The organism is Fodinicola acaciae, assembly GCF_010993745.1.
Lineage (GTDB): Bacteria > Actinomycetota > Actinomycetes > Mycobacteriales > HKI-0501 > Fodinicola > Fodinicola acaciae.
In genome coordinates this window covers 3,191,621-3,210,688 of the sequence record NZ_WOTN01000001.1, presented here as the reverse complement: position 1 = coordinate 3,210,688, position 19,068 = coordinate 3,191,621, and the positions used below count along the sequence as shown (strand labels likewise).

Annotated in this window: 18 protein-coding genes; 11 read left to right on the top strand and 7 right to left on the bottom strand. The window is 67.4% G+C overall.

What is annotated here, in order from left to right; translation table 11 throughout:
• The first annotated feature begins 29 nt into the window (after positions 1-29).
• The 4 genes from GNX95_RS43820 to GNX95_RS15150 are packed head-to-tail and all read left to right on the top strand — an operon-like array spanning position 30 to position 4,920.
• Positions 30-3,377: a sensor histidine kinase gene (locus tag GNX95_RS43820; protein ID WP_163507710.1), complete on the top strand. Its 3,348-nt coding sequence runs from the start codon at positions 30-32 to the stop codon at positions 3,375-3,377.
• The gene (locus GNX95_RS15160) at positions 3,374-3,934 is read left to right on the top strand and encodes a roadblock/LC7 domain-containing protein (protein ID WP_163507709.1); all 561 of its coding nucleotides are present in this window, start codon (positions 3,374-3,376) and stop codon (positions 3,932-3,934) included. Before GNX95_RS43820 ends, GNX95_RS15160 begins: the two co-directional genes overlap by 4 nt.
• Before the next feature lies 1 nt (position 3,935).
• Positions 3,936-4,307 carry a DUF742 domain-containing protein gene (locus GNX95_RS15155; protein WP_163507708.1) on the top strand — a complete coding sequence of 124 codons (372 nt, stop codon included), beginning with the start codon at positions 3,936-3,938 and terminating at the stop codon, positions 4,305-4,307.
• The gene (locus GNX95_RS15150) at positions 4,288-4,920 is read left to right on the top strand and encodes a GTP-binding protein (RefSeq protein ID WP_163507707.1); all 633 of its coding nucleotides are present in this window, start codon (positions 4,288-4,290) and stop codon (positions 4,918-4,920) included. Before GNX95_RS15155 ends, GNX95_RS15150 begins: the two co-directional genes overlap by 20 nt.
• A gap of 903 nt (positions 4,921-5,823) precedes the next feature.
• On the opposite strand, the gene GNX95_RS15145 is transcribed toward GNX95_RS15150, so the two are convergent.
• The 3 genes from GNX95_RS15145 to GNX95_RS15135 all read right to left on the bottom strand — a co-directional run bounded on the left by GNX95_RS15145 (position 5,824) and on the right by GNX95_RS15135 (position 8,721).
• Positions 5,824-7,440, bottom strand: coding sequence for an Hsp70 family protein (locus GNX95_RS15145; protein WP_163507706.1), 1,617 nt, complete (start codon positions 7,438-7,440; stop codon positions 5,824-5,826).
• Positions 7,441-7,487: 47 nt separating this feature from the next.
• Entirely contained in the window at positions 7,488-8,087 is a 600-nt protein-coding gene (gene grpE / locus GNX95_RS15140; protein ID WP_163507705.1) for a nucleotide exchange factor GrpE, read from the bottom strand.
• Between the two features lie 130 nt (positions 8,088-8,217).
• On the bottom strand, positions 8,218-8,721 hold the full coding sequence (locus GNX95_RS15135) for an amino-acid N-acetyltransferase (RefSeq protein ID WP_163507704.1): 504 nt from the start codon (positions 8,719-8,721) through the stop codon (positions 8,218-8,220).
• Between the two features lie 829 nt (positions 8,722-9,550).
• On the opposite strand from GNX95_RS15135, the gene rimO reads away from it, so the two are divergent.
• From rimO to pspM, 7 genes are all read left to right on the top strand, one after another.
• Positions 9,551-11,005, top strand: a complete 1,455-nt coding sequence (gene rimO / locus GNX95_RS15130; RefSeq protein WP_222853587.1) for a 30S ribosomal protein S12 methylthiotransferase RimO — start codon at positions 9,551-9,553, stop codon at positions 11,003-11,005.
• Positions 11,002-11,604 carry a CDP-diacylglycerol--glycerol-3-phosphate 3-phosphatidyltransferase gene (gene pgsA / locus GNX95_RS15125; protein WP_163507703.1) on the top strand — a complete coding sequence of 201 codons (603 nt, stop codon included), beginning with the start codon at positions 11,002-11,004 and terminating at the stop codon, positions 11,602-11,604. The genes rimO and pgsA overlap by 4 nt, the downstream gene beginning before the upstream one ends.
• Positions 11,601-12,770, top strand: a complete 1,170-nt coding sequence (kynU, locus tag GNX95_RS15120) for a kynureninase (RefSeq protein ID WP_163507702.1) — start codon at positions 11,601-11,603, stop codon at positions 12,768-12,770. The genes pgsA and kynU overlap by 4 nt, the downstream gene beginning before the upstream one ends.
• Positions 12,767-13,267, top strand: coding sequence for a CinA family protein (locus tag GNX95_RS15115; protein ID WP_163507701.1), 501 nt, complete (start codon positions 12,767-12,769; stop codon positions 13,265-13,267). Before kynU ends, GNX95_RS15115 begins: the two co-directional genes overlap by 4 nt.
• A 120-nt stretch (positions 13,268-13,387) precedes the next feature.
• Complete coding sequence (locus GNX95_RS15110; RefSeq protein ID WP_163507700.1) at positions 13,388-13,789, top strand: helix-turn-helix domain-containing protein; 402 nt, start codon at positions 13,388-13,390, stop codon at positions 13,787-13,789.
• A gap of 100 nt (positions 13,790-13,889) precedes the next feature.
• Positions 13,890-14,687 (top strand): PspA/IM30 family protein, encoded by a 798-nt coding sequence (locus GNX95_RS15105; RefSeq protein WP_163507699.1) that lies wholly within the window; start codon positions 13,890-13,892, stop codon positions 14,685-14,687.
• Positions 14,688-14,690: 3 nt separating this feature from the next.
• The gene (gene pspM / locus GNX95_RS15100; RefSeq protein ID WP_163507698.1) at positions 14,691-15,515 is read left to right on the top strand and encodes a phage shock envelope stress response protein PspM; all 825 of its coding nucleotides are present in this window, start codon (positions 14,691-14,693) and stop codon (positions 15,513-15,515) included.
• On the opposite strand, the gene GNX95_RS15095 is transcribed toward pspM, so the two are convergent.
• The 4 genes from GNX95_RS15095 to GNX95_RS15080 form a co-directional block, all read right to left on the bottom strand.
• Positions 15,505-15,864, bottom strand: coding sequence for a VOC family protein (locus GNX95_RS15095; protein WP_163507697.1), 360 nt, complete (start codon positions 15,862-15,864; stop codon positions 15,505-15,507). The genes pspM and GNX95_RS15095 overlap by 11 nt on opposite strands.
• The gene (locus tag GNX95_RS15090) at positions 15,861-16,199 is read right to left on the bottom strand and encodes a hypothetical protein (RefSeq protein ID WP_222853586.1); all 339 of its coding nucleotides are present in this window, start codon (positions 16,197-16,199) and stop codon (positions 15,861-15,863) included. The genes GNX95_RS15095 and GNX95_RS15090 overlap by 4 nt, the downstream gene beginning before the upstream one ends.
• Positions 16,200-16,283: 84 nt before the next feature.
• A complete protein-coding gene (locus tag GNX95_RS15085; RefSeq protein ID WP_163507696.1) occupies positions 16,284-17,105 on the bottom strand; it encodes an Fpg/Nei family DNA glycosylase in 822 nt (273 codons plus the stop codon).
• 145 nt (positions 17,106-17,250) lie between these two features.
• On the bottom strand, positions 17,251-18,018 hold the full coding sequence (locus tag GNX95_RS15080) for a hypothetical protein (RefSeq protein WP_163507695.1): 768 nt from the start codon (positions 18,016-18,018) through the stop codon (positions 17,251-17,253).
• Positions 18,019-19,068 lie beyond the last annotated feature (1,050 nt).

The window sequence follows — 19,068 nt, the reverse complement described above, 5'->3', positions numbered from 1 at the left end:
CTCGGCCCGTCCGTCCATCACGAGGTGAGATGCGAGCCCGCCGCCACCAGTCCATCCGTTCCAGGCTTACCGCTCTCCTGATCGTGCCGCTGGTCTCGCTGGTCGCGCTCTGGGTCCTCGCGGTGGTCCTGACCAGCGGACAGGTGGTCCAGTATCTCGGTGGCCAGACCGCGCAGGACGAGTACGGCTCGCCGTCGGTGCAGCTGATCACCGAGCTGCAGGCCGAGCGGCGGCTGTCGGTGCAGTTCGCCGGCTCCGGGCGCAGCGCCGCGGGGCAGGCGCAGATCGTCGCGCAGCGCGCCAAGACCGACGCGGCCGTACGCGACTTCAACGCCAAGACCTCCAACGGCCAGGGCGGGTTCCTGGTGCCGCAGGCGATCAAGGACGCCGCGGTCAACGCGGTCGGCGACTTCCCCAGCCTGGAGTCCTTCCGTGGGAACGTCGACGCGATCGTCAAGCGCTCCGACATCATGCAAAACTACGGCAAGCTGATCGACAACCAGTTCAAGATCCTCGACCAGGTCGCCGCGGTCGGTGACGCGCAGACGGTCGTCACCGCGAAAAACCTGGTGACTCTGCTGCGCGCGCGTGAGCAGCTGTCACAGGAGGACGCGCTGATCTCCGGCGCGCTCAACGGCGACCCGCTCAACGCTCCGGAGTTCGCCAACTTCGCGCAGAACGTCGGCGCGCACCAGATCCTCTACCAGGCCGCGGTGGCGCAGCTGTCGCCGGCCGACCAGAAGAGCTGGCTGGACGTCATCGGCATCTCGCAGTGGGGTGAGCTGTCGGTGACCGAGAACCGGATCCTCACCGGCTCCCGGCCCAACCAGGAGATCACCGTCGTCACCGCCGGCGGCTGGCAGGCGCAGATCAGCGCGGTGATGAAGGCGGTGGACGACTGGCAGGCCACGGTGAGCCAGCGCGCCGCCAGCCAGACGGCAGCCGCGACCATCCAGGCGTTCGTCCTGCTCGGCCTGGCCGCCGTCGTCGGTTTGATCGCGATCATCGTCTCGATCGTCTTCTCGGTACGCGTCTCGCGCCGGCTCATCCGGCAGCTGCGGCGCCTCGGCGGCTCGGCTCAGGACATGGCCACCAAGCAGCTGCCGGCGGTGGTCGAGCGGCTGCGGGCCGGTGAGAAGGTCGACGCCGACATCGAGGCGCCCGCGCTGGAATACGGCTCCGACGAGATCGGCCAGGTCGGTGACTCGTTCAACGCGGTGCGGCACACGGCCGTACGCGTCGCGGTCGAGCAGGCCAACCTGCGTGCCGGCGTCAACACCGTCTTCGTCAACATCGCCCGGCGTACGCAGGGCCTGGTTCACCAGCAGCTCTCGCAGCTGGACGCGATGGAGCGCAAGGCCACCGACCCGGCCGACCTGGACGACCTGTTCAAGATCGACAACCTGGCGACCCGGATGCGCCGCAACGCGGAAAACCTGATCATTCTCGGTGGCGGCGCGCCGGGCCGGCAGTGGCGGCAGCCGGTGCCGCTGGTCGACGTGATCCGCAGCGCCGCCGCCGAGGTCGGTGGCTATTCGCGCGTACGCGTGCTGCCGATCGGCGAAGGCGCGCTCAACGGCTCCGCGGTCAGCGACGTGACGCACCTGCTGTCCGAGCTGATCGACAACGCGGTGTCGTTTTCGCCGCCACACACGCAGGTGCAGGTCACCGGCCAACTGGTGCCGAAGGGCTTCGTGGTGGAGATCGAGGACCGCGGCCTGGGCATGCAGCCCGACGAGATGGCCGCGGCCAACCGCTACTTCTCCAACCCGCCAGAGTTCAACGTGTTGGCGATCTCGGACAACTCGCGGCTCGGCATGTTCGTGGTCGCGCGGCTGGCCGCCCGCCACAACGTGCACGTCTCGCTGCGGTCCTCGCCGTACGGTGGCACCTGCGCGATCGTGTTGATCCCGTCCAACCTGGTCTCCACCGGCGCGGAAAAGCTGCCGCCGGCCGAGCCGAAGGCGCTGGTCGGCGCCGCCACCGGTGGCCGAGGTGAGCTGGAGAGCGGCGGCGTCAATGGCTACCGGAAGGAGCCGGGTTCGACGACCGGCGGTCCGAGCCTCGAGCCGCCACCGCCGCCGTCGGTCAGCTCTGTTTCGGAAGGCTTCGAGCCGCGCGGCTCGGAGGACTACGACCGCGGCGACGACCGGATCACCGGCGGCACGATCGACGAGAGCTTCGAGACGCGGCCGGAGGAGTACGAGCGTGGCGACGACCGGATCACCGGTGGCGTCATCGCCGACACGCTTGGCGCGCGCGACGAGGCCAGCGAGTACGAGGACGCGTACGCGTCGGCCGCGGAGGCCGAGCAGGCGAGCACACCGCCGGCCGCCGACTATCCACCGCCTCCGCCGCCCGCGCCGGAGCCGTCATACCCGCCGCCGATGCCGGAGCCGCCACGTGCTCCGTCCGCCGAGCGGGCCGAGTTCATCCCGTTCGTACGCGCCGACGACCCGGCCGGCGACGATCTGCCGGAGCGCCGCTCCGGTGGCGCGCATCGGATGCCGCCGCCGTCGGGTCCGCCGCTGAGCGCGGTGCCGTCGTCAGCCCCGCCGAGCTCCGCGCCGCCGAGCCCGCCGTACAGCGCGCCGCCGGCGCCGCCGCACGCCGCGCCGCCGTTGGCGCCAGTGCCGCCGGCTCAGCCACGGTTGTTGACGCCGCAGGCGCCGCCTCAGCCACCGCCGGCGCCGCAGGCACCACCTCAGTCTCCGCAGGCACCGCAGCAGCCGCCAACACAGCAGTTGCCGCAGCGCAACCCGGAGAGCCAGCCGCCGCCGGCGCCGGCCAGCGGTGTGCCGGCCAGCGCTCCGCCGACGCGCCCGCCTGGCATGCCGGCCGGCGTACAGCTGGGCACCCCGGACTATCCGCGACCCGATCCGAACCAGCCGATCACCTCGGCGCCGCGTACGCCGCCCGGTGCCGGCCCGCAGCCGACCGGTCCGCAGCCGGTGCAGCCCGGCGCGCGGCCGGTGGCCGGTCCGGGGCCGCTGGCCACTGGCCCGATGCGGTCAGTTCCGCCGCTGCCGCCGCTCGCCACGCCCGGTCCGACCTCGCGTACCGACCAGCGCGGTCCGCAGCTCGGCGACCACCGCGGACTGCCCCGCCGGATCCGGCAGGCCAGCCTGTCTCCGCAGCTAGCCGAGGTCGTGCCGCCACCGCAGGAGCCGGACGGTCCCGCGGTCGAGCACCGTACGCCGGACGACGCACGCCGGCTGATGGCGGCATATCAGCAGGGGTCGTGGCGTGGCCGGTCGGCTCCCGCCGACTGGTCGGCGCAATCGCCTCTGGGATACTCGCCGCCGCCGCGAGATGATGCGAGCCAAGATTATTCCGGTGGATATCCCCCCAACGGGGACCGAGGAGCTGACGGATGACGCAAAAGGCCAATGCGCTAGGCCAGCTGAACTGGCTGCTGGACGACCTGGTGGAGCGCGTACCCGGTGTACGGGACGCCGCTGTGCTGTCGGCCGACGGTCTGCTGGTGGGCGGCTCGCAGGGCCTGGACCAGGCCGCTGCCGAGCACCTGGCGGCGGTCGCGTCGGGCCTGCAGAGCCTGGCCAGGGGAGCGAGCCGGCACTTCGGCGGCGGACCGGTGCGGCAGACGATCATCGAGATGGAGTCGGCCTTCCTGTTCGTCACCGCGGCCGGCAGCGGCTCGTCGCTGGCGATCATCGCGGCGGCCGACGCCGACATCGGACAGATCGCCTTCGAGATGAACCTGCTCGTCCGCCGGGTCGGCCAGAGCCTGTCCACGACCCCGCGTAACCAGCCGGCCGGCGCGGCGGCCGCGCGCGGTCCGGTCGGCCAACCACCCGGAGGCGTGCCACGGGCTCCCGGCGGCGTACCGTCCTCGCCCGGCCGGCTCGGTCCGGGCATAACCGGCGGCGGATTCCCGGGTGCGCCCGGCCGGTCGCCAGGTCGCGAGCCGTAACATGGACCCGACGGACGGCGTGTGGTACGACGAATCGGCTGGTCCGCTGGTTCGTCCGTACGCGGTGACCAAGGGCCGGACCCGTCCGGCCGCGGCCAAGTTCGACCTCATCTCGGTCGTGATTGCCATGCAGCCGGCGGACAAGGCGCCGGGTCTGGAACCCGAGCACGTCAAAATCCTGCTGCTGTGCCGTCAACCCCTGTCCGTGGCCGAGATCGCGGCCCATATGGATTTGCCAGCGGGAGTGGTAAAAGTTCTCCTCGACGATCTTCTGCAACGCGACGCGATCGCCGTACGCGCACCGATGACACGCGCGCGGCAGTCCAACAAGCGGGTCCTCAAGGCGGTGATCAATGGAATACGTGCCCTCTGATCCCGAGCCCAGCCACGAGGGCACTGAGGAACTGCCGACCGCAATCAAGATCCTGATCGCCGGCGGTTTCGGGGTCGGTAAGACCACGATGGTCAGCTCGGTCAGCGAGATCGAGCCGCTGCGGACCGAGGAGGTCATCACCGACCAGAGCCTCGGCGTGGACAACATGGCCGGTGTGGAATCGAAGACGACCACCACCGTGGCGATGGACTTTGGCCGTATCACGGTAGATTCCGGATTGTTGGTCTACCTTTTCGGTACTCCCGGCCAGGATCGCTTCTGGTTCATGTGGGACGAGCTCGTCTACGGCGCCCTCGGCGCCATCGTCCTCGCCGACACACGCCGGCTGGCCGACTGCTTCTCCGCGGTAGATTTCTTCGAGCGCCGCAAAACTCCGTTCATCGTCGCGGTAAACTGCTTCGACGGTGCTCGCCGTTACCCCCCTGAGGACATCCGGATCGCCCTCGACCTCGACCCCGACGTCCCGGTTTTGCTTTGCGACGCAAGACATCGCGAGTCGAGCAAGGCGGTGCTGATCACGCTGGTCGACTACGTGATGAGCCTGCTGCCGGACGAGGCCGAGGAGGAGGACGCCCCCGTCCTGGGCCGCTGAGTTGCTCGGCTCTCAAAGGGTGGTTGCGTTTCTTGATTGTTGCGTTTTGGGTGTGGTGGCGCCTTCATTCTTGTTGTGTTTTGGGGGCGGTTGGTTTTTCGCCTGCGCGGCGGGCGCTGCTGCGCGGAGGGCGACTTCACGGGGAGGGGCGCGCGGGGTCCCGTCGTTGGTTCTGTTGGGTGCGGCGTGTGCGGTTGTGTTTGTGGCTGGGGCGCCGGCGGTGCCGTGGCGTCTCGGTGAGTGGCGCGAGGGTCCAGTATGTGGGACGAGAAGGTATATGGAGCGCTAAATGTCCGGCTTGTGAGGGTCGCGGATGGCATGAATGTCGAGTTACTTGCGTTGGACGCAAGAAACAAGGCTTTCATGCTGCCGCGATCACTGGAGGCTGTGACGGGTGTGACTACTGAGGCTGATAATGCTGTTGTGACCGTTCGACGGCAACAGATGTCCGTTTTGATGTCTTGTTAAACAAGTATTACGCAGCCGGCCACCCCAGCACGATCGTTTGGCGTCCATCCCGACGGGTTGCTTCCCACACGTGACCGAGCACGCCCGGAGAACCCAGCCCCGCACGAAACCGCCACCCGCACCCTCAATGCACACCGATTGGCATCCACGCGCCCCCTCCCTTGAGGTCGCCCTCCGCGCAGGAGCGCCCGCCGCGCAGGCGAAAAACCCAACCACCCACCCAACGCAACAAACATGAAGGCCCAACCACGTTCCCACCGCAACAAAGCAGAAACCCCAACCACCTCCCCAACGCGACAAACAGGAGACCCGCCCCCACCCCACCCAACGCAACAACCAGAAAACGCAACTACCCCTCAAACGCAACAAACATGAGGACGCAACCACCCTCCTTACCCGCAACAAACAGAAAGCCCAACAACCTCCCCACCGCCCCTACCGCACCTTTATCTGCGACAACCTCTCCCGCACCGCCGGAATATCCGCATCACTGATATTTCCCACCCGCATAACGAAATTATGCGGCCGCGACGGCTGCTCCGGGTTGAAGTAGGCATGCAGCAGTCCACCGGAGCTCATCGTCAGCGTCAATTCGACCGGCGTACCGGCCGGCTGGTCTTCGGCGAGTTTGACGCTGCCGAGGGCGACCATTCGGTTGGCGGACGGGTCGGGGGATTCGGTGGGGCCGGACTGTTCGACGATCTGTACGGTGAGGCTGGACTGGCCGGCGTCGCCGGTGAACAGTGTCGCGGTGGCGCCGGCCGGCAGTGGGTCGTTGCCGTGCAGCAGGTGGACGACCGAGTCGTATTCGCCGTCGCTGCACATGATGCCGATGCTGCGGGGGACCACCGGTCGCAGGGTCTGGTTGGCCAGCCGTTGTTCCTGGTCGGCGGACAGGCCGGTACGCGCGGCGAGGCGTTGCGCGTCCTCGACGCGGCCGGCGGCGATCATCCGGTGATAGATCTGGTCGAAGCCATAGCGCGCGGCGCCTTTGGCGACCGCCAGTTCGGGCTCGTGCAGGCGGGGTTGCAGGCCAAACTCTGCGACCAGCCGCGCGGTGACCGCCGGCATTCGCGACGAGCCGCCGACCAGGATGATCTCGTCGACCTGCGGCACACCGCGTTGCGCGGCGACGGCCAGTGCGTTGCGGGTGATCTCGATCGTACGGTCGAGCAGGTCCTTGGTCCGCGACTCGAACTCGGCGCGGGTCAGCTCGACGGTCGCGACGCGGCCTTCGTGGACGATGCGTACGGTCTGGCTTTCCTCTGACGACAGCCGGATCTTCGCGTCCTCGACCTGGTGCCGGATGTCGTGCAGCGTGCCGGGGTCGTCGAACGGATGCGAGGAGTCGGGATGCTGCGAGAAGAACTCCTCGACGAGCTGTTCGGCCAGCCGGTCGTCCCAGTCGACGCCGCCGAGCTCGGGGTCGCCGCCGGTGCAGATCTCCTCGACCTGCTGGCCGCGTACGGCGATGACGGTGATGTCGAAGGTGCCACCACCGAGGTCGTAGATCAGGATCGTCTGCTCGCGTTCGGCACCGGGGTCCAGATCGAGCACGCCGTAGCTGATCGCGGCGGCGATCGGCTCGGAGATCACGTCGATCACCGACAGGCCGGCCGCCTCGCCGGAGATCCGGGTCGCCTCGCGTTGTTGCGTGCCGAAGGACGCCGGCACCGCGATCACCGCCGGCGTGGCGCCGTCGTCGGACTCGTCGAAGGAGCCGCTGTTGCGCGTGTATGCCTGCGCGTCGTTGATCAGCCGGCGCAGGATGAGTGCGGACACCTCCTCCGGCGTGAACACGTCGCCGTGCATCGCCACCGTGTGGCTGCTGCCGAGCTCGCGCTTGATCAGGTCGACGACCAGATCCGGCTGCAGGACCGCGGTGTCCTTGGCCTCCTCGCCGACGACCACCTCGTTCGCCGACGCGAAGTACACCACCGACGGGATCGCGTCGGTGCCGTCGGCGGTCTGGATCACCGCCGGCCGGCCGGTCACGTCGAGATAGCCCAGGCTGGAGTACGTCGTACCCAGGTCAACTCCGTAAACAACCACGGTGTGGATCCCTCTCCTTCGCCCCCACCCTGATCCTTCCCCGTCGCCTACGTCGTGGCGCCGTGTTGTCCTACCACGACGTCGGCGCGCCGCAGAACCTGCTCACCGCGTACGAAACCGGCCGAGACCATCTGCACGACCGCGCCGTCCCAGCTGGGATGGTCGACCCGGATGGTCTCCACCGGCCGGTGCATGCTGGCGTCGTACAGCTCGCCGGCCTTCACCTCGAACGCCTCCACCCCGATCCGGCCGAGCACCTCCAGCACTTCCTCGGCGAAGGCGGTGAACAGCGCGCCGACCTGTTCGGCGAACACGGCGAACAGCGCGCCGTCCTCGGCCGACTGCGGCTGCTGGTCGTCGGCCCGGCCGGCGGCGTTCTGCGGCTCGGCGCTGGCGAGCTGCCACCGCGCCGCCTCCCGGCTGGACAGGTCGTACAGCCGGTAGAGCCCGCTGCGTACCGGCTCCAGGGTGGTGTCTATCTCGCTGCGCCGCAACGACTGGTTCTCGCCGTGCAGCCGGTCGATCAGCTCCTCGCGGAAGGACGCACGCTCATGCTCGCGAGCCAGCTGGCTGTTCAGGTCGGAGATTGCCGAGCGGATCTCGAACAACTCGTTCAGCACCGGGTCCGTCGAGTACGGGATGCTCATCCACACCTCCTACCCCTGGTCTGGTGTCGTCCGCCGGCCTGTTGACCAAGATTGTCCGGTACGAGCGGGGTGGAAAACCAGGGGGTGCCACACCGCTTCGTGCCGTCACCGGGCGATTACGGACGTGTAGCTAGAGATGCCGCAACATCCGGGTGTTTCCGAGCGTATTGGGTTTGACGTACTCCAGGTCGAGGAACTCGGCCACGCCTTCGTCATACGAACGGCGCATTTGTTGGTAAACCTCGGCCTCGACCGGGGTGCCGGAGATCTCCTCGAACCCGTGCCGCCGAAAGAACGCCGTCTCGAACGTGAGCACGAACAGCCGCCGCAACCCCAACTCGCGAGCCGTCCGCAGCAGCCGCTCCATGATCAGGTCGCCAATCCGCTGGCCCCGCATCGACTCATCGACCGCCAGCGTCCGAATCTCGCCAAGGTCCTGCCACAGTACGTGCAGCGCGCCGCATCCAACGACATTGCCCGCCGCCTCCGCGACCCAGAACTCCTGCACGTCCTCGTACAGGGTCACAATGGCCTTCTCCAGCAAGATCCGCTTGTCCGAGTAAAACTCGACGAGTGCGGAAATCCGCGGCACGTCAGCGGTGCGCGCACGCCGTACCGCGATCTCCGTTGACACAGCTGTCCACGCTACCCCTGCGTGTGTGCGGAGGGTGATGAGTTGGCTCACCTCTTGGGTCGGGGCTGTGTGGTGGGTTTTCTGATTGTCGCGTTGGGCGAGTGGTTGGGGTTCTTGATTGTTGCGTCAGGGGGTGGCGTGAGGGTCCAGTATGTGGGATACGAAGGGCTGTGGAGCACTAAATGTCCGGCTTGCGAGGTTCGCGGGTGGCATGAATGTCGAGTTACTTGCGTTGGACGCAAGAAACAAGGCTTTCACGCCACCGCGATCATCGGAGGCTGTGACGGGTGTGACTACTGAGGCTAGTAATGCTGTTGTGGCTGCTGGGCTGCACCAAATGTCTATTTTGATGTCTTGTTAACAAGTATTACGCAGCCGATCCGCCTCACCCGCATTGCCAGCCACAGTAGCCACACCAGCACCACCCGGACGCTGTGATGGCGTCCATGCCGACGGGGTGCTTCCCACACGTGACCGAGCAAGCCCGGAAGACCCGACCCCGCACGAAACCGCCGCCCGCACCCCTAGGCACACCGATTGGCGTTCCCGCGCCCCCTCCCTTGAGGTCGCTCGCCGCGTAGGCGCGCCCGCCGCGCAGGCGAAAACCCACCACCCACCCAGCGCAACAAACATGAAGGCCAACCACTCACCGAACGCCACAAACAAGAGACGCAACCACCCCTAAACGCAACAATCAGCAGACCCAGCCACCCCGTCTGGTCGCCTAGCGCACAACTATGGAGCCTCCACCGAACTCAGGACGGTTCATCAGGACCTCCAGAACCAGCAGCCTTCCGCGCTCTCAGCTACCGCCACGTACCCTGGCTACGTGCCTCCCCGACCAATCGTTCAGGAAAACTCAGCTGGCCGCGTCGCGGTCGTGACGCTTGGCTGTGCGCGCAATGAGGTCGACTCGGAGGAGTTGGCTGGACGGTTGGCGGCCAGTGGCTGGCAGCTGACCGACGACTCCGACGACGCCGACGTGGTGCTGGTCAACACCTGCGGGTTCATCGAGCAGGCGAAGAAGGACTCGGTCGACACGTTGTTGGCGGCGACCGACAGTGGTGCCAAGGTGGTGGCGACCGGGTGCATGGCGGAGCGCTATGGCAAGCAGCTCGCCGAGGCGATGCCGGAGACCGACGCGGTGCTCGGGTTCGACCATTATCCGGACATCGCCGACCGGCTGACCGCGATCCTCAACGGTGAGACCATCGAGTCCCACCAGCCCTCCGACCGGCGCAAGCTGCTGCCGATCACGCCGGTGGAGCGCGCCGCGGCGACGGCGTACGTGCCGGGGCACAGCCAGGATTTGCCCGACGGCATCGCGCCGAAGTCCGGTCCGCGCGTGCTGCGCAAACGCCTGGAAGGCGGACCGGTCGCGCCGCTGAAGATCGCCTCCGGCTGCGACCGGCGATGTGCCTTCTGCGCGATCCCGTCCTTCCGCGGCGCATTCACTTCCCGCCGCCCGACCGACATCATCGCCGAGGCGCGGTGGCTGGCCGGACAAGGCGTACGCGAGCTGGTCCTGGTCAGCGAAAACTCCACCTCGTACGGCAAGGATCTCGGCGACCCCGGTCTGCTGGCCAAGCTGCTGCCGGAGCTGGCCGCGATCGACGGCATCGTGCGGGTACGCGCCAGCTATCTGCAACCCGCCGAGCTGCGGCCGGAGCTGGTCGAGGTCATCTGCAACACGCCGAAGGTCGCCGGCTATCTCGACCTTTCCTTCCAACACGCGAGCGAGCCGCTGCTGCGCCGGATGCGCCGGTTTGGCTCGCGCGAACGCTTTCTGGAGCTGCTGGCCACCGCGCGCGCGATGGCGCCGGACGTTGGCGCGCGTACGAACGTCATCGTCGGCTTCCCCGGAGAGTCCCGCGAGGACTTCAATGAGCTGGTGAGGTTTCTCGAGGAAGCCAGGCTGGACGCGGTCGGTGTGTTCGCGTACTCGGACGAGGAGGGCACCGAAGGCGCCAACCTGCGGCCGAAGGTCAGGTCCGACACCATCGAGCGCCGCCAAGAGCGGCTCAGCCGGCTGGTCGAGGAGCTGTCCGCGCAGCGCGCGGAGGAACGGATCGGATCCGTGGTCGAGGTGCTGGTCGAGTCCGTCGACGAGATCGACGGCGAGTGGCTGGCCGCCGGCCGCGGCGAGCACCAGGCGCCGGAGGTGGACGGCGAGGTGACCGTGCGCGGACCGCGGCTCGCCGTCGGTGACCTGGTACGCGCCAAGGTCACCGGCAGCCTCGGCGTCGACCTCACCGCCGACTTCATCGAGAAGGCAGCGACGTGACATCGACACCGGCCGAGCCGCCACTGGTCAACCTGCCCAACGTGCTGACCAGCCTGCGACTGCTGCTCGTACCGGTCTTCGGTGTGTTCCTGATCTTCTCCTCCGGCACCGGTGTCTGGTGGCGGATCGCCGCCTGCGCCGCGTTCTGCATCGCCAGCTTCACCGACTTCTTCGACGGCCGCATCGCGCGCGCGTGGAACCTGGTCACCACCTTCGGCAAGGTCGCCGACCCGATCGCCGACAAGGCGCTGGTCGGTACGGCGCTCGTCCTGATGTCGTGGTTCGGCATGCTGTGGTGGTGGGTCACCGCGCTGATCCTGATCCGCGAGATCGGCGTCACCGTGCTGCGGTTCTGGGTGATCCGGCACGGCGTGATCCCGGCCAGCCGCGGTGGCAAGGTGAAGACGATCCTGCAGGTCACCGCGATCGCCTGGCTGGTCTGGCCGTGGCCGTTCCCGCTGCACCTGCTCGGGCCGTGGATGATGGCCGCCGCGGTGGTCGTGACGGTGGTGACCGGTGTCGATTACGTCTTCCAGGCGTTGCGCGTACGAAAGGACGGCCTGGCTCGGGAGAAGCGCGCGTTGGCGGACCAGCCGTGAGCGCTGACCTTGCCGCGCGGGCGGCCGCGGCCGACGCCGCCGACCAGCTCGCGCACCTCCGCGACCGGTTCACGTTGCCGGACGGTGTCGTCTACCTCGACGGCAACTCGCTCGGCGCCCTGCCGGCCGGCGTGCCGGACCGGGTGGCCGATGTCGTACGCCACCAGTGGGGTGAGGGCCTGATCGGATCGTGGTTCGGCGCCGGCTGGTGGGACGCGCCGGAGCGGATCGGCGACCGGATCGCCGCTCTGATCGGCGCGGCGCCCGGCCAGGTCGTCGTCGGCGACTCCACCTCGGTCAACGTCTTCCGCGCCCTGGTGATGGCGCAGCGGCTGTCCGGCCGAGACGAGATCGTCGTCGACGCCACGACGTTTCCGACCGACGGCTACATCGCCGAGTCGGCGGCCAGGATGACCGGTTGTACGCTCGTCGCCGCGCATCCGCGCGAGCTGACGCTGTCCGACCGGACGGCCGCCGTGCTGCTCAACCACGTGGACTTCCGGTCCGGGGAGCTGTGGGACATGCCGGCGCTGACCGCGGCGATCCACGACGCCGGCGCGTACGCCGTCTGGGACCTGTCACACAGCGCCGGCGCGTTGCCGCTGGCGCTGGACGCTCACGGCGTCGACTTCGCGGTCGGCTGCACGTACAAATACCTCAACGGCGGTCCCGGTGCGCCGGCGTACTGCTATGTCCGCGCCGACCTGCTGCCGCGTGTCGAGCAGCCGCTGCCCGGCTGGTGCTCGCACGGCGACCCGTTTGGCATGGAGGCCGGCTATCGGCCCGCGACCGGCGCGACACGCCTGCGCACCGGCACGCCGGAGATCATTTCGCTGCTCTCGCTCGACGCGGCTCTGGATGTCTGGGACGGCGTCGACCTGGCGGCCGTACGCGCCAAGAGCCTTGCCCTGACGACGTTTTTCATCGACTGCGTACGCGCGCTGGTGCCGGCCGACCGGGTGACCGTACTCACGCCGCAGACGCGCGGCAGCCAGGTGGCGCTGGCCTGCGACGGCGCCGAGGCGGTGATGAACGCGCTGATCGCGGCCCAGGTGGTCGGCGACTACCGGCCGCCGGACGTGCTGCGCTTTGGCTTCGCGCCGCTTTACCTGCGCTTCGCCGACGCGTTGCGCGCCGCCGAGATCATCGCCAAAGTCCTCGCATGAGCGACCTCGCGCGTGAGGTGCACGAACGACTGTCCGCAAGTGGTCAGACACTCGCCGTCGCGGAGTCGCTGACCGGTGGACTGCTGGCAGCGACGATCGTCACGGTCCCCGGCGTCAGCGCGACTTTTCGGGGCGGTTTGGTGGTTTACGCCACAGATCTCAAGGCGACGCTGGCCGGCGTACCGGAGGATCTGTTGGCCGAGCGCGGACCGGTGGATCCGGACGTGGCGCGCGAGCTGGCGGCCGGCGCGGCACGCCGGTGCGCGGCCGACTGGGGACTGGCCACGACCGGTGTCGCCGGCCCGGGCCCCAACGACGGACACCCTGCTGGCGAGGTGTGGCTGGGGCTCGTCGGCCCTGGTCTGCGGCCGGTCGCCGAGCGTCTCGACCTGCGCGGAGACCGCGCCGCCGTACGCGCGGAGGCGGTCCAGCGCGCACTGGCGCTGTTGCTCAGGTGGTGGGAGAGACGATCTCCGCCGGAAACATCCACGTGTTGAGATCGGTTACGCCGTAGGCGGACATCGGTCTTTACGACTGCTCTTCGGACCCAAGAGCAAGGTACGGTTGAGTCAGCCCGGTTCGATCGAGCCGGCGGAACCTGACGAAAGGGGTGCGCGATGGTCCTGCTGCGACAGCTCCTCGGCGACACGCTGCGGGCTCAGCGCCTTGCTCAGCAGCGCACCCTGCGCGAGGTTTCCGACGCGGCGCGGGTCAGCCTGGGTTACCTGTCCGAGGTCGAGCGCGGACAGAAGGAGGCCTCCAGCGAGCTGCTCAGCTCGATCTGCGAGGCACTCGGCGTGCCGCTGTCGTACGTGCTGCGCGACGTGAGCGACACCATGGCCGTGGTCGAGAACATCCCGGACGGCGTTCCGGACACCGTGCCGGACGCGGTGGAGGACGGCCAGGTGGCCGGCCACACCGAGGTCGCGCCGGCCGACCGGGTCGCCACCGCGCGGATCACCGCACCGCCGCGCCCGGACGACGTGTCCTGCTCCAACCGCGTCGTCGTCGCGGCGTAACAGGCTAGCCGTACGCGGTCGCCCCGAGCGCAGTAGATTTAGACTTCACACACGCACGTTGTGTTGAGCTGCGCCGGATTCGGGGAAGGACCGCACCGATATGCCAAACCCGTTCGTTAAGGGCTACAAGTACTTGATGGCGGCGTTCGGCGCCAAGATCGACGAGCACGCCGACCCGAAAATCCAGATCCAGCAGGCCATCGAGGAGGCGCAGCGCCAGCACCAGGCGCTGACCCAGCAGGCCGCCAACGTCATCGGCAACCAGCGCCAGCTGGAGATGAAGCTGTCCCGCCAGCTCGGCGAGGTGGAGAAGCTGCAGGCCTCGGCCCGGCAGGCGCTGATCCTGCACGACCAGGCGCAGTCCCGCGGCGACCAGTCGCAGGCATCCAAGTACGAGCAGAGCGCGCAGGTCTTCGCCACCCAGCTGGTCGCCTCCGAGCAGTCCGTCGAAGACCTCAAGAAGCTGCACGACCAGGCCATCGCGGCGGCCGAGCAGGCCAAGAAAGCGGTCGAGAACAACGCGATGATCCTGCAGACCAAGCTGGCCGAGCGGACCAAGCTGCTGTCGCAGCTGGAGCAGGCCAAGATGCAGGAGCAGGTGTCGGCGTCGCTGCAGCAGATGTCCAACCTGGCCGCGCCCGGCAACGTGCCGTCGCTGGAAGAGGTACGCGACAAGATCGAGCGCCGCTATGCCAACGCGCTCGGCAGCGCCGAGCTCGCGCAGAACTCGGTCGAGGGCCAGATGATCGACGTGCAGAAGGCCACCCTGGACATGGCCGGCCAGAACCGGCTCGCCGAGCTGCGGGCCAGCATGGCCGGCGAGCTCAAGTCCGGCGGCAGCCAGCAGGCGATCGGCGAAGGCAAGCCGACGCTCAACAAGAACACGCAGCCGGGTTGAGCGATGACACTGCCAGCGCCTCGCGAGCCGGGGACCGTACGACCACGTTTCGGCGATCCGCGTGAGCGGCACCTGCGTGCCGTGCGCCGCGCCGGCCGGCGAGCGCGCCGGTGGATCGTGACGGCCTCGATGGCCGCCGGCGTCGCCGCCGTCGCGGTGCCACTCGGCGGGCTGTCGTGGGTCGACGCGATCTGGACCGGCATCTTCGGTGGCTCGGCCGCGATCGCGGTGTTCCGCGTACGCGATCACCGCGCGCTGCTCGCCATGCCGGTGCCGGATCCGTTGCCGCCGGCGCCTGAGCATCAGGCGGTTGCCGTCGTGAAGCAGGCCGCCGGCGGCGCGGTGCTGCGGTGGAACGACCGCCGTGCGGTGCGTGGCACGCCAGGCGCCGAGCTGCTTCGGCGCATCGAGCGCGCCAGCGCCGCGCTGCCGCCGATGCTGACGCGCGTACGCGGTGCCGTGCATGGCGCCATCGATCCCGGTCACGAGGCCGTGCAGGCCGAGGCCGCGCTGCGAGACGCCGTGCGCCGATATGCGAGCGTCCACCGTACGACCCTGATCGCGCCGCCGGACGCCGCTCCGGCCGTACGCGCCGCCGCTGGCGCGCTGCACGCGCGGATCGGCAAGGGGATCGCGGCGTACGAGCAGCTGGTCGTCGCGGCGGCCGAGTGCGTGGCGGCCGACGGCTATGCCGACCGGATCATGATCGACCGCATTTCCGAGGCGACCGACGCGCTGCGCGCGATGGCGCACAGCCTCGGTGAGCTGGACGGCATGCTGGCCCCGTACGGTCCGGAGGTTGCCCGCCGTCCCGGGCTCACAGGTTAGCGATGATGCAGAACGGATGGCCGGCGGGATCGGTCAGCACGCGATAGTGCTCCGGCCGCGGCTGGTAGTCCGGTTTGCCGGCGCCGAGACCGATCAGCCGCGCCTCGGCCTCGTCGAGGTCGGCGACGTCGAAATCCAGGTGCAGCTGCTGCGGCGCTGACTGTCCCGGCCAGCTCGGCGGCTGGTAGTCGTCGACGCGCTGGAAACCGATGAAGAGCCGGTCGTGGGTCGTCACGCCGGCAAACTCCGCGTCGGACTTCGGATGCGGCTCCAGCCCGGTCGCCTGCTGATAGAAGGCGAGCAGCTCGAGCGGGTCGGCGCAGTCGAGCGTGATCGCGGACAGTTTCATGCCGGCTCCGGTTGGCAGTTGGGACACCAGTAGGTGGATCGAGCGTACGGGTCGCCGTGGCGGGTTTTCCCTGGCTCGTGCTGGTCGACACACCGGATCGGCCTGCCGCAGCGCCGGCACGGTTTGCCCGCGCGGCCATAGACCCAGGTCTGCTGGCCGGGCCGGTTGACGCCGGTGGTGACCTGTTCCCAGCGGTCGCGGTTGGACGCCAGCAGCCGGTGCGCCAGCTCGACCATCGGCGGCAGGTCGACCGCGGACACCGGCGTCCACGGCGAGACACCGCGCAGGAACAGCACCTCACATTTGTAGAGATTGCCGATCCCGATCGATGTCAAATTAGTAACAACATCGGTGCAGGTCACGGGACTGGGCATGAGTTCTTGCGTGGCTGGCGACCCGTGAAACTGAGACTTGGGTGGTCACGGGCCGGGTCCCGGTTGGCAGTGCGGACACCAGTATGTGGAGCGAGCCCGCGGGTCGCCAAGACGGCCGTGACCGGGCTCGTGTTGGTCAGCTCGACGGATAGGAGTGCCGCAGCGTCGGCAGGGCTTGCTGCCTCGCTCGTAGACCCACGTCTGCTGTCCGGGACGGTTGACACCCGTGGTGACCTGAGCCCACGTATCGCGGTTCGCTCGCAGCAGCCGGTGCGCAAGCACCATCATCGCCGGCAGGTCCGCGACGGAGCTAACTGGAGCCCAAGGCGAGACACCACGCAGGAACAGCAGCTCACACTTATACAAGTTGCCAAGACCCGCCAAATTCCGCTGGTCGAGCAAGGCTGGCCCGATCATCCGGTCAGGCGTACTCAGAAGACGGCTAGTCGTGACGGCGACATCCCAGTCCGGGCCGAGCAGATCCGGCCCCAGATGGCCCACCAGATCCGATTCTCGCGCCGTGGGGACTATGCGTACGTCGTGGACACGGTGCCCCTGTGCGGTGACCTCAGCAGTCTCGAGCACGACTCGCAGATGATGCGCCGGATGAGACTGGCCGAAGAGTCGCTTGCCGTTGCGGGACGCGGTCCAAGAGCCGTCCATCATCAGATGCGAGTGCAGCGTCAGCTCGTCGCTCGTCCGCAGGAGGATGTGCTTTCCGCGGGCCACTACCTCGATAACGGTACGGCCAGAGAGATCCGTCGTGGCCAGCTCCGGCAGCCGGAAATCCGTACGCGTCAGCAGACCGCCAGCGAGCGCGCCGTGCAGCTTGTGTGCCGTCAGCCAGACGGTATCTCCTTCCGGCATGCGACCATAATCCCGCACCGGCGGTCGCTGACCTCAGTCGGTGGACTCGCTCGCCTACCGAGATCGTGTGAACCCGGGCGACACGCGCTGCTCGAAACCCGCCAGGAAGACGCCCGCGGCTTGCACAGTTGCTCCGCGTCGATCTTTAGACGACGGCGTCCTGCAATACGGATCTGTACGCCAATTTCGCTTCATTAAGTTCATACGAATTGCGTAGCCGCATGTAATCCCAACCATCACCCTGTGGCGTCCGGGTCACGTTGAGCAACCCGTGCTCTGAAAGCTCTTGCTCCCCGCGCGTCCAAGTGTCATGCGAGAGTCCGTAACTCGCTCTGCGATCGCGCAGCATATATACCGGCTGCTTTACGCCGCCAAGCCGTTCGCGTAGCGCAAGCAAGACGGCAATGGCCCTTGGTGACAAGTCGAGCAACCAGCCGTCAGCCCAGAAGCCGATCGGCAACGTGACATAGGGGCGTGTACTTCGTGGATCGGAAAGGATCTCTCCCGTGCCTTGCGGATCAAGCAGCTGGATTGCTGCGGGACGTCCTGTCTGTTTCGTCAGGCTGAGGAACTTTTTGTCGCGTAGCCAGCGCAGGTTGCTATTGATCCGGCGTGGTCCGGTATCAGTCGGCAGTTCCAACGTCCGAGCCAGCAGACGAGCCGTAGGTGGCCTTTGGATGTCGAAGGGAGACATTGTCGCCATCATGGTCAACAACAGATAGAGCTTTAAGCGCACCTCGCCACCACGACCGCCCTGGATCAACGCTACGAGAGGCGGTGTAGCCGAGCCACCCAACGGGGGAGCGGTCGTCCTGATGAAGGCTTGAGAGAAAGCAACGTTTGTGCGTTTGGACCGGCTGGCCGCTTTCTTGAGCTGCGCCAGTGCGTCCGCGTGAGTTTCCGAAGTAATCAAAGAATTTGTCCTTCGTGCTGTAGAGACCGGGAGTACGGGGGTGAACGGGGGTACGGGGGGTGCTGGTGGTTCCGTTCCCCTTTCAGTGCAGTCGCCATAACTCACCTCTGCAATCGTCTCTACCATACCGCTTACAAAGCCCCGTTGTGTGCAGTGAAAAGGTAGAGTGAGCTGCTGCACTAACGACCGAACATGCCTTTGACCTGCATCTTTCCGCGTGGGACATTCGATGACAGCTCAGGTCAAGGACCTTGTCTCGAGGTCGCATCAGTCATCGTGAAAGGGCACGGAGTTCATGTCAGACCAACACAACGTTTCGAATCGTCCCATTTGGCTTGCCATTTTGACCATTTGTGCAGTTTTGGTCGCAGCCGGAACGGCAGCGCTCTATCTATCGCTGGGTGTCGATCCAGTCGGGACGTTGGCGGCGGTCAGTACCGCTTTCGTCGTCACCATGTCTCTGGAGTTCGCCGTTTGGGCATTTCTCCACGAGTGAATCGTGCCGTGCCTATCCTGTTCAACCTGCCTGATCGGTCGACACTCCAGTAAAAGAAATCTACCGGACATACGTTCGATTCGGTGATTTCTTGCAACATGTTGATGTTGAAGCGGTTTCCACTACTACATCTTGGGCGTGTCGCTGCTTGGATTGTCGATACCGCCCGTACTCTACTGCTGAGCTAGAAAGACCCGGTTGGGGTCGATGCCCAGCCGGGGTCTGTCTGCATTGGGATGCCAGTCGACCCTAACAAGGGGTGGAGCGGGAGGCGATCTCGCCGCGCATGTCTTGGCTACGGCGTTCGAGCTCGGAAGGTGAGGTGATACGGATGGCAAAACCAATCAAGCCGGGGACGCCAGCCCCCAAGTCCGGTCAGTATCGGCCGGCCGGTGGAGGATCTGAGGTCACGGCGGTGCAGGGTAAGCCTCTGCCTCCCACGTCCAAGCCGGGCGGAGGCTGGAAGCTGGTTGACGCCACCAAGCACAAGAAGTAGAGGCAGGCCACGCGCGAGTCCTCTGATCGCCGGAGCGTGTTCGCGCGTGGCTGTCGAA

Excerpts from the sequence above, each read along its gene's own strand:
- GNX95_RS43820 (WP_163507710.1), top strand. The coding sequence starts at position 30 with ATGCGAGCCCGCCGCCACCAGTCCATCCGTTCCAGGCTTACCGCTCTC.
- GNX95_RS15160 (WP_163507709.1), top strand. The coding sequence starts at position 3,374 with ATGACGCAAAAGGCCAATGCGCTAGGCCAGCTGAACTGGCTGCTGGAC.
- GNX95_RS15155 (WP_163507708.1), top strand. The coding sequence starts at position 3,936 with ATGGACCCGACGGACGGCGTGTGGTACGACGAATCGGCTGGTCCGCTG.
- GNX95_RS15150 (WP_163507707.1), top strand. The coding sequence starts at position 4,288 with ATGGAATACGTGCCCTCTGATCCCGAGCCCAGCCACGAGGGCACTGAG.
- grpE (WP_163507705.1), bottom strand. The coding sequence starts at position 8,087 with ATGAGCATCCCGTACTCGACGGACCCGGTGCTGAACGAGTTGTTCGAG.
- GNX95_RS15115 (WP_163507701.1), top strand. The coding sequence starts at position 12,767 with ATGAGCGACCTCGCGCGTGAGGTGCACGAACGACTGTCCGCAAGTGGT.
- GNX95_RS15110 (WP_163507700.1), top strand. The coding sequence starts at position 13,388 with ATGGTCCTGCTGCGACAGCTCCTCGGCGACACGCTGCGGGCTCAGCGC.
- GNX95_RS15105 (WP_163507699.1), top strand. The coding sequence starts at position 13,890 with ATGCCAAACCCGTTCGTTAAGGGCTACAAGTACTTGATGGCGGCGTTC.
- pspM (WP_163507698.1), top strand. The coding sequence starts at position 14,691 with ATGACACTGCCAGCGCCTCGCGAGCCGGGGACCGTACGACCACGTTTC.
- GNX95_RS15095 (WP_163507697.1), bottom strand. The coding sequence starts at position 15,864 with ATGAAACTGTCCGCGATCACGCTCGACTGCGCCGACCCGCTCGAGCTG.
- GNX95_RS15085 (WP_163507696.1), bottom strand. The coding sequence starts at position 17,105 with ATGCCGGAAGGAGATACCGTCTGGCTGACGGCACACAAGCTGCACGGC.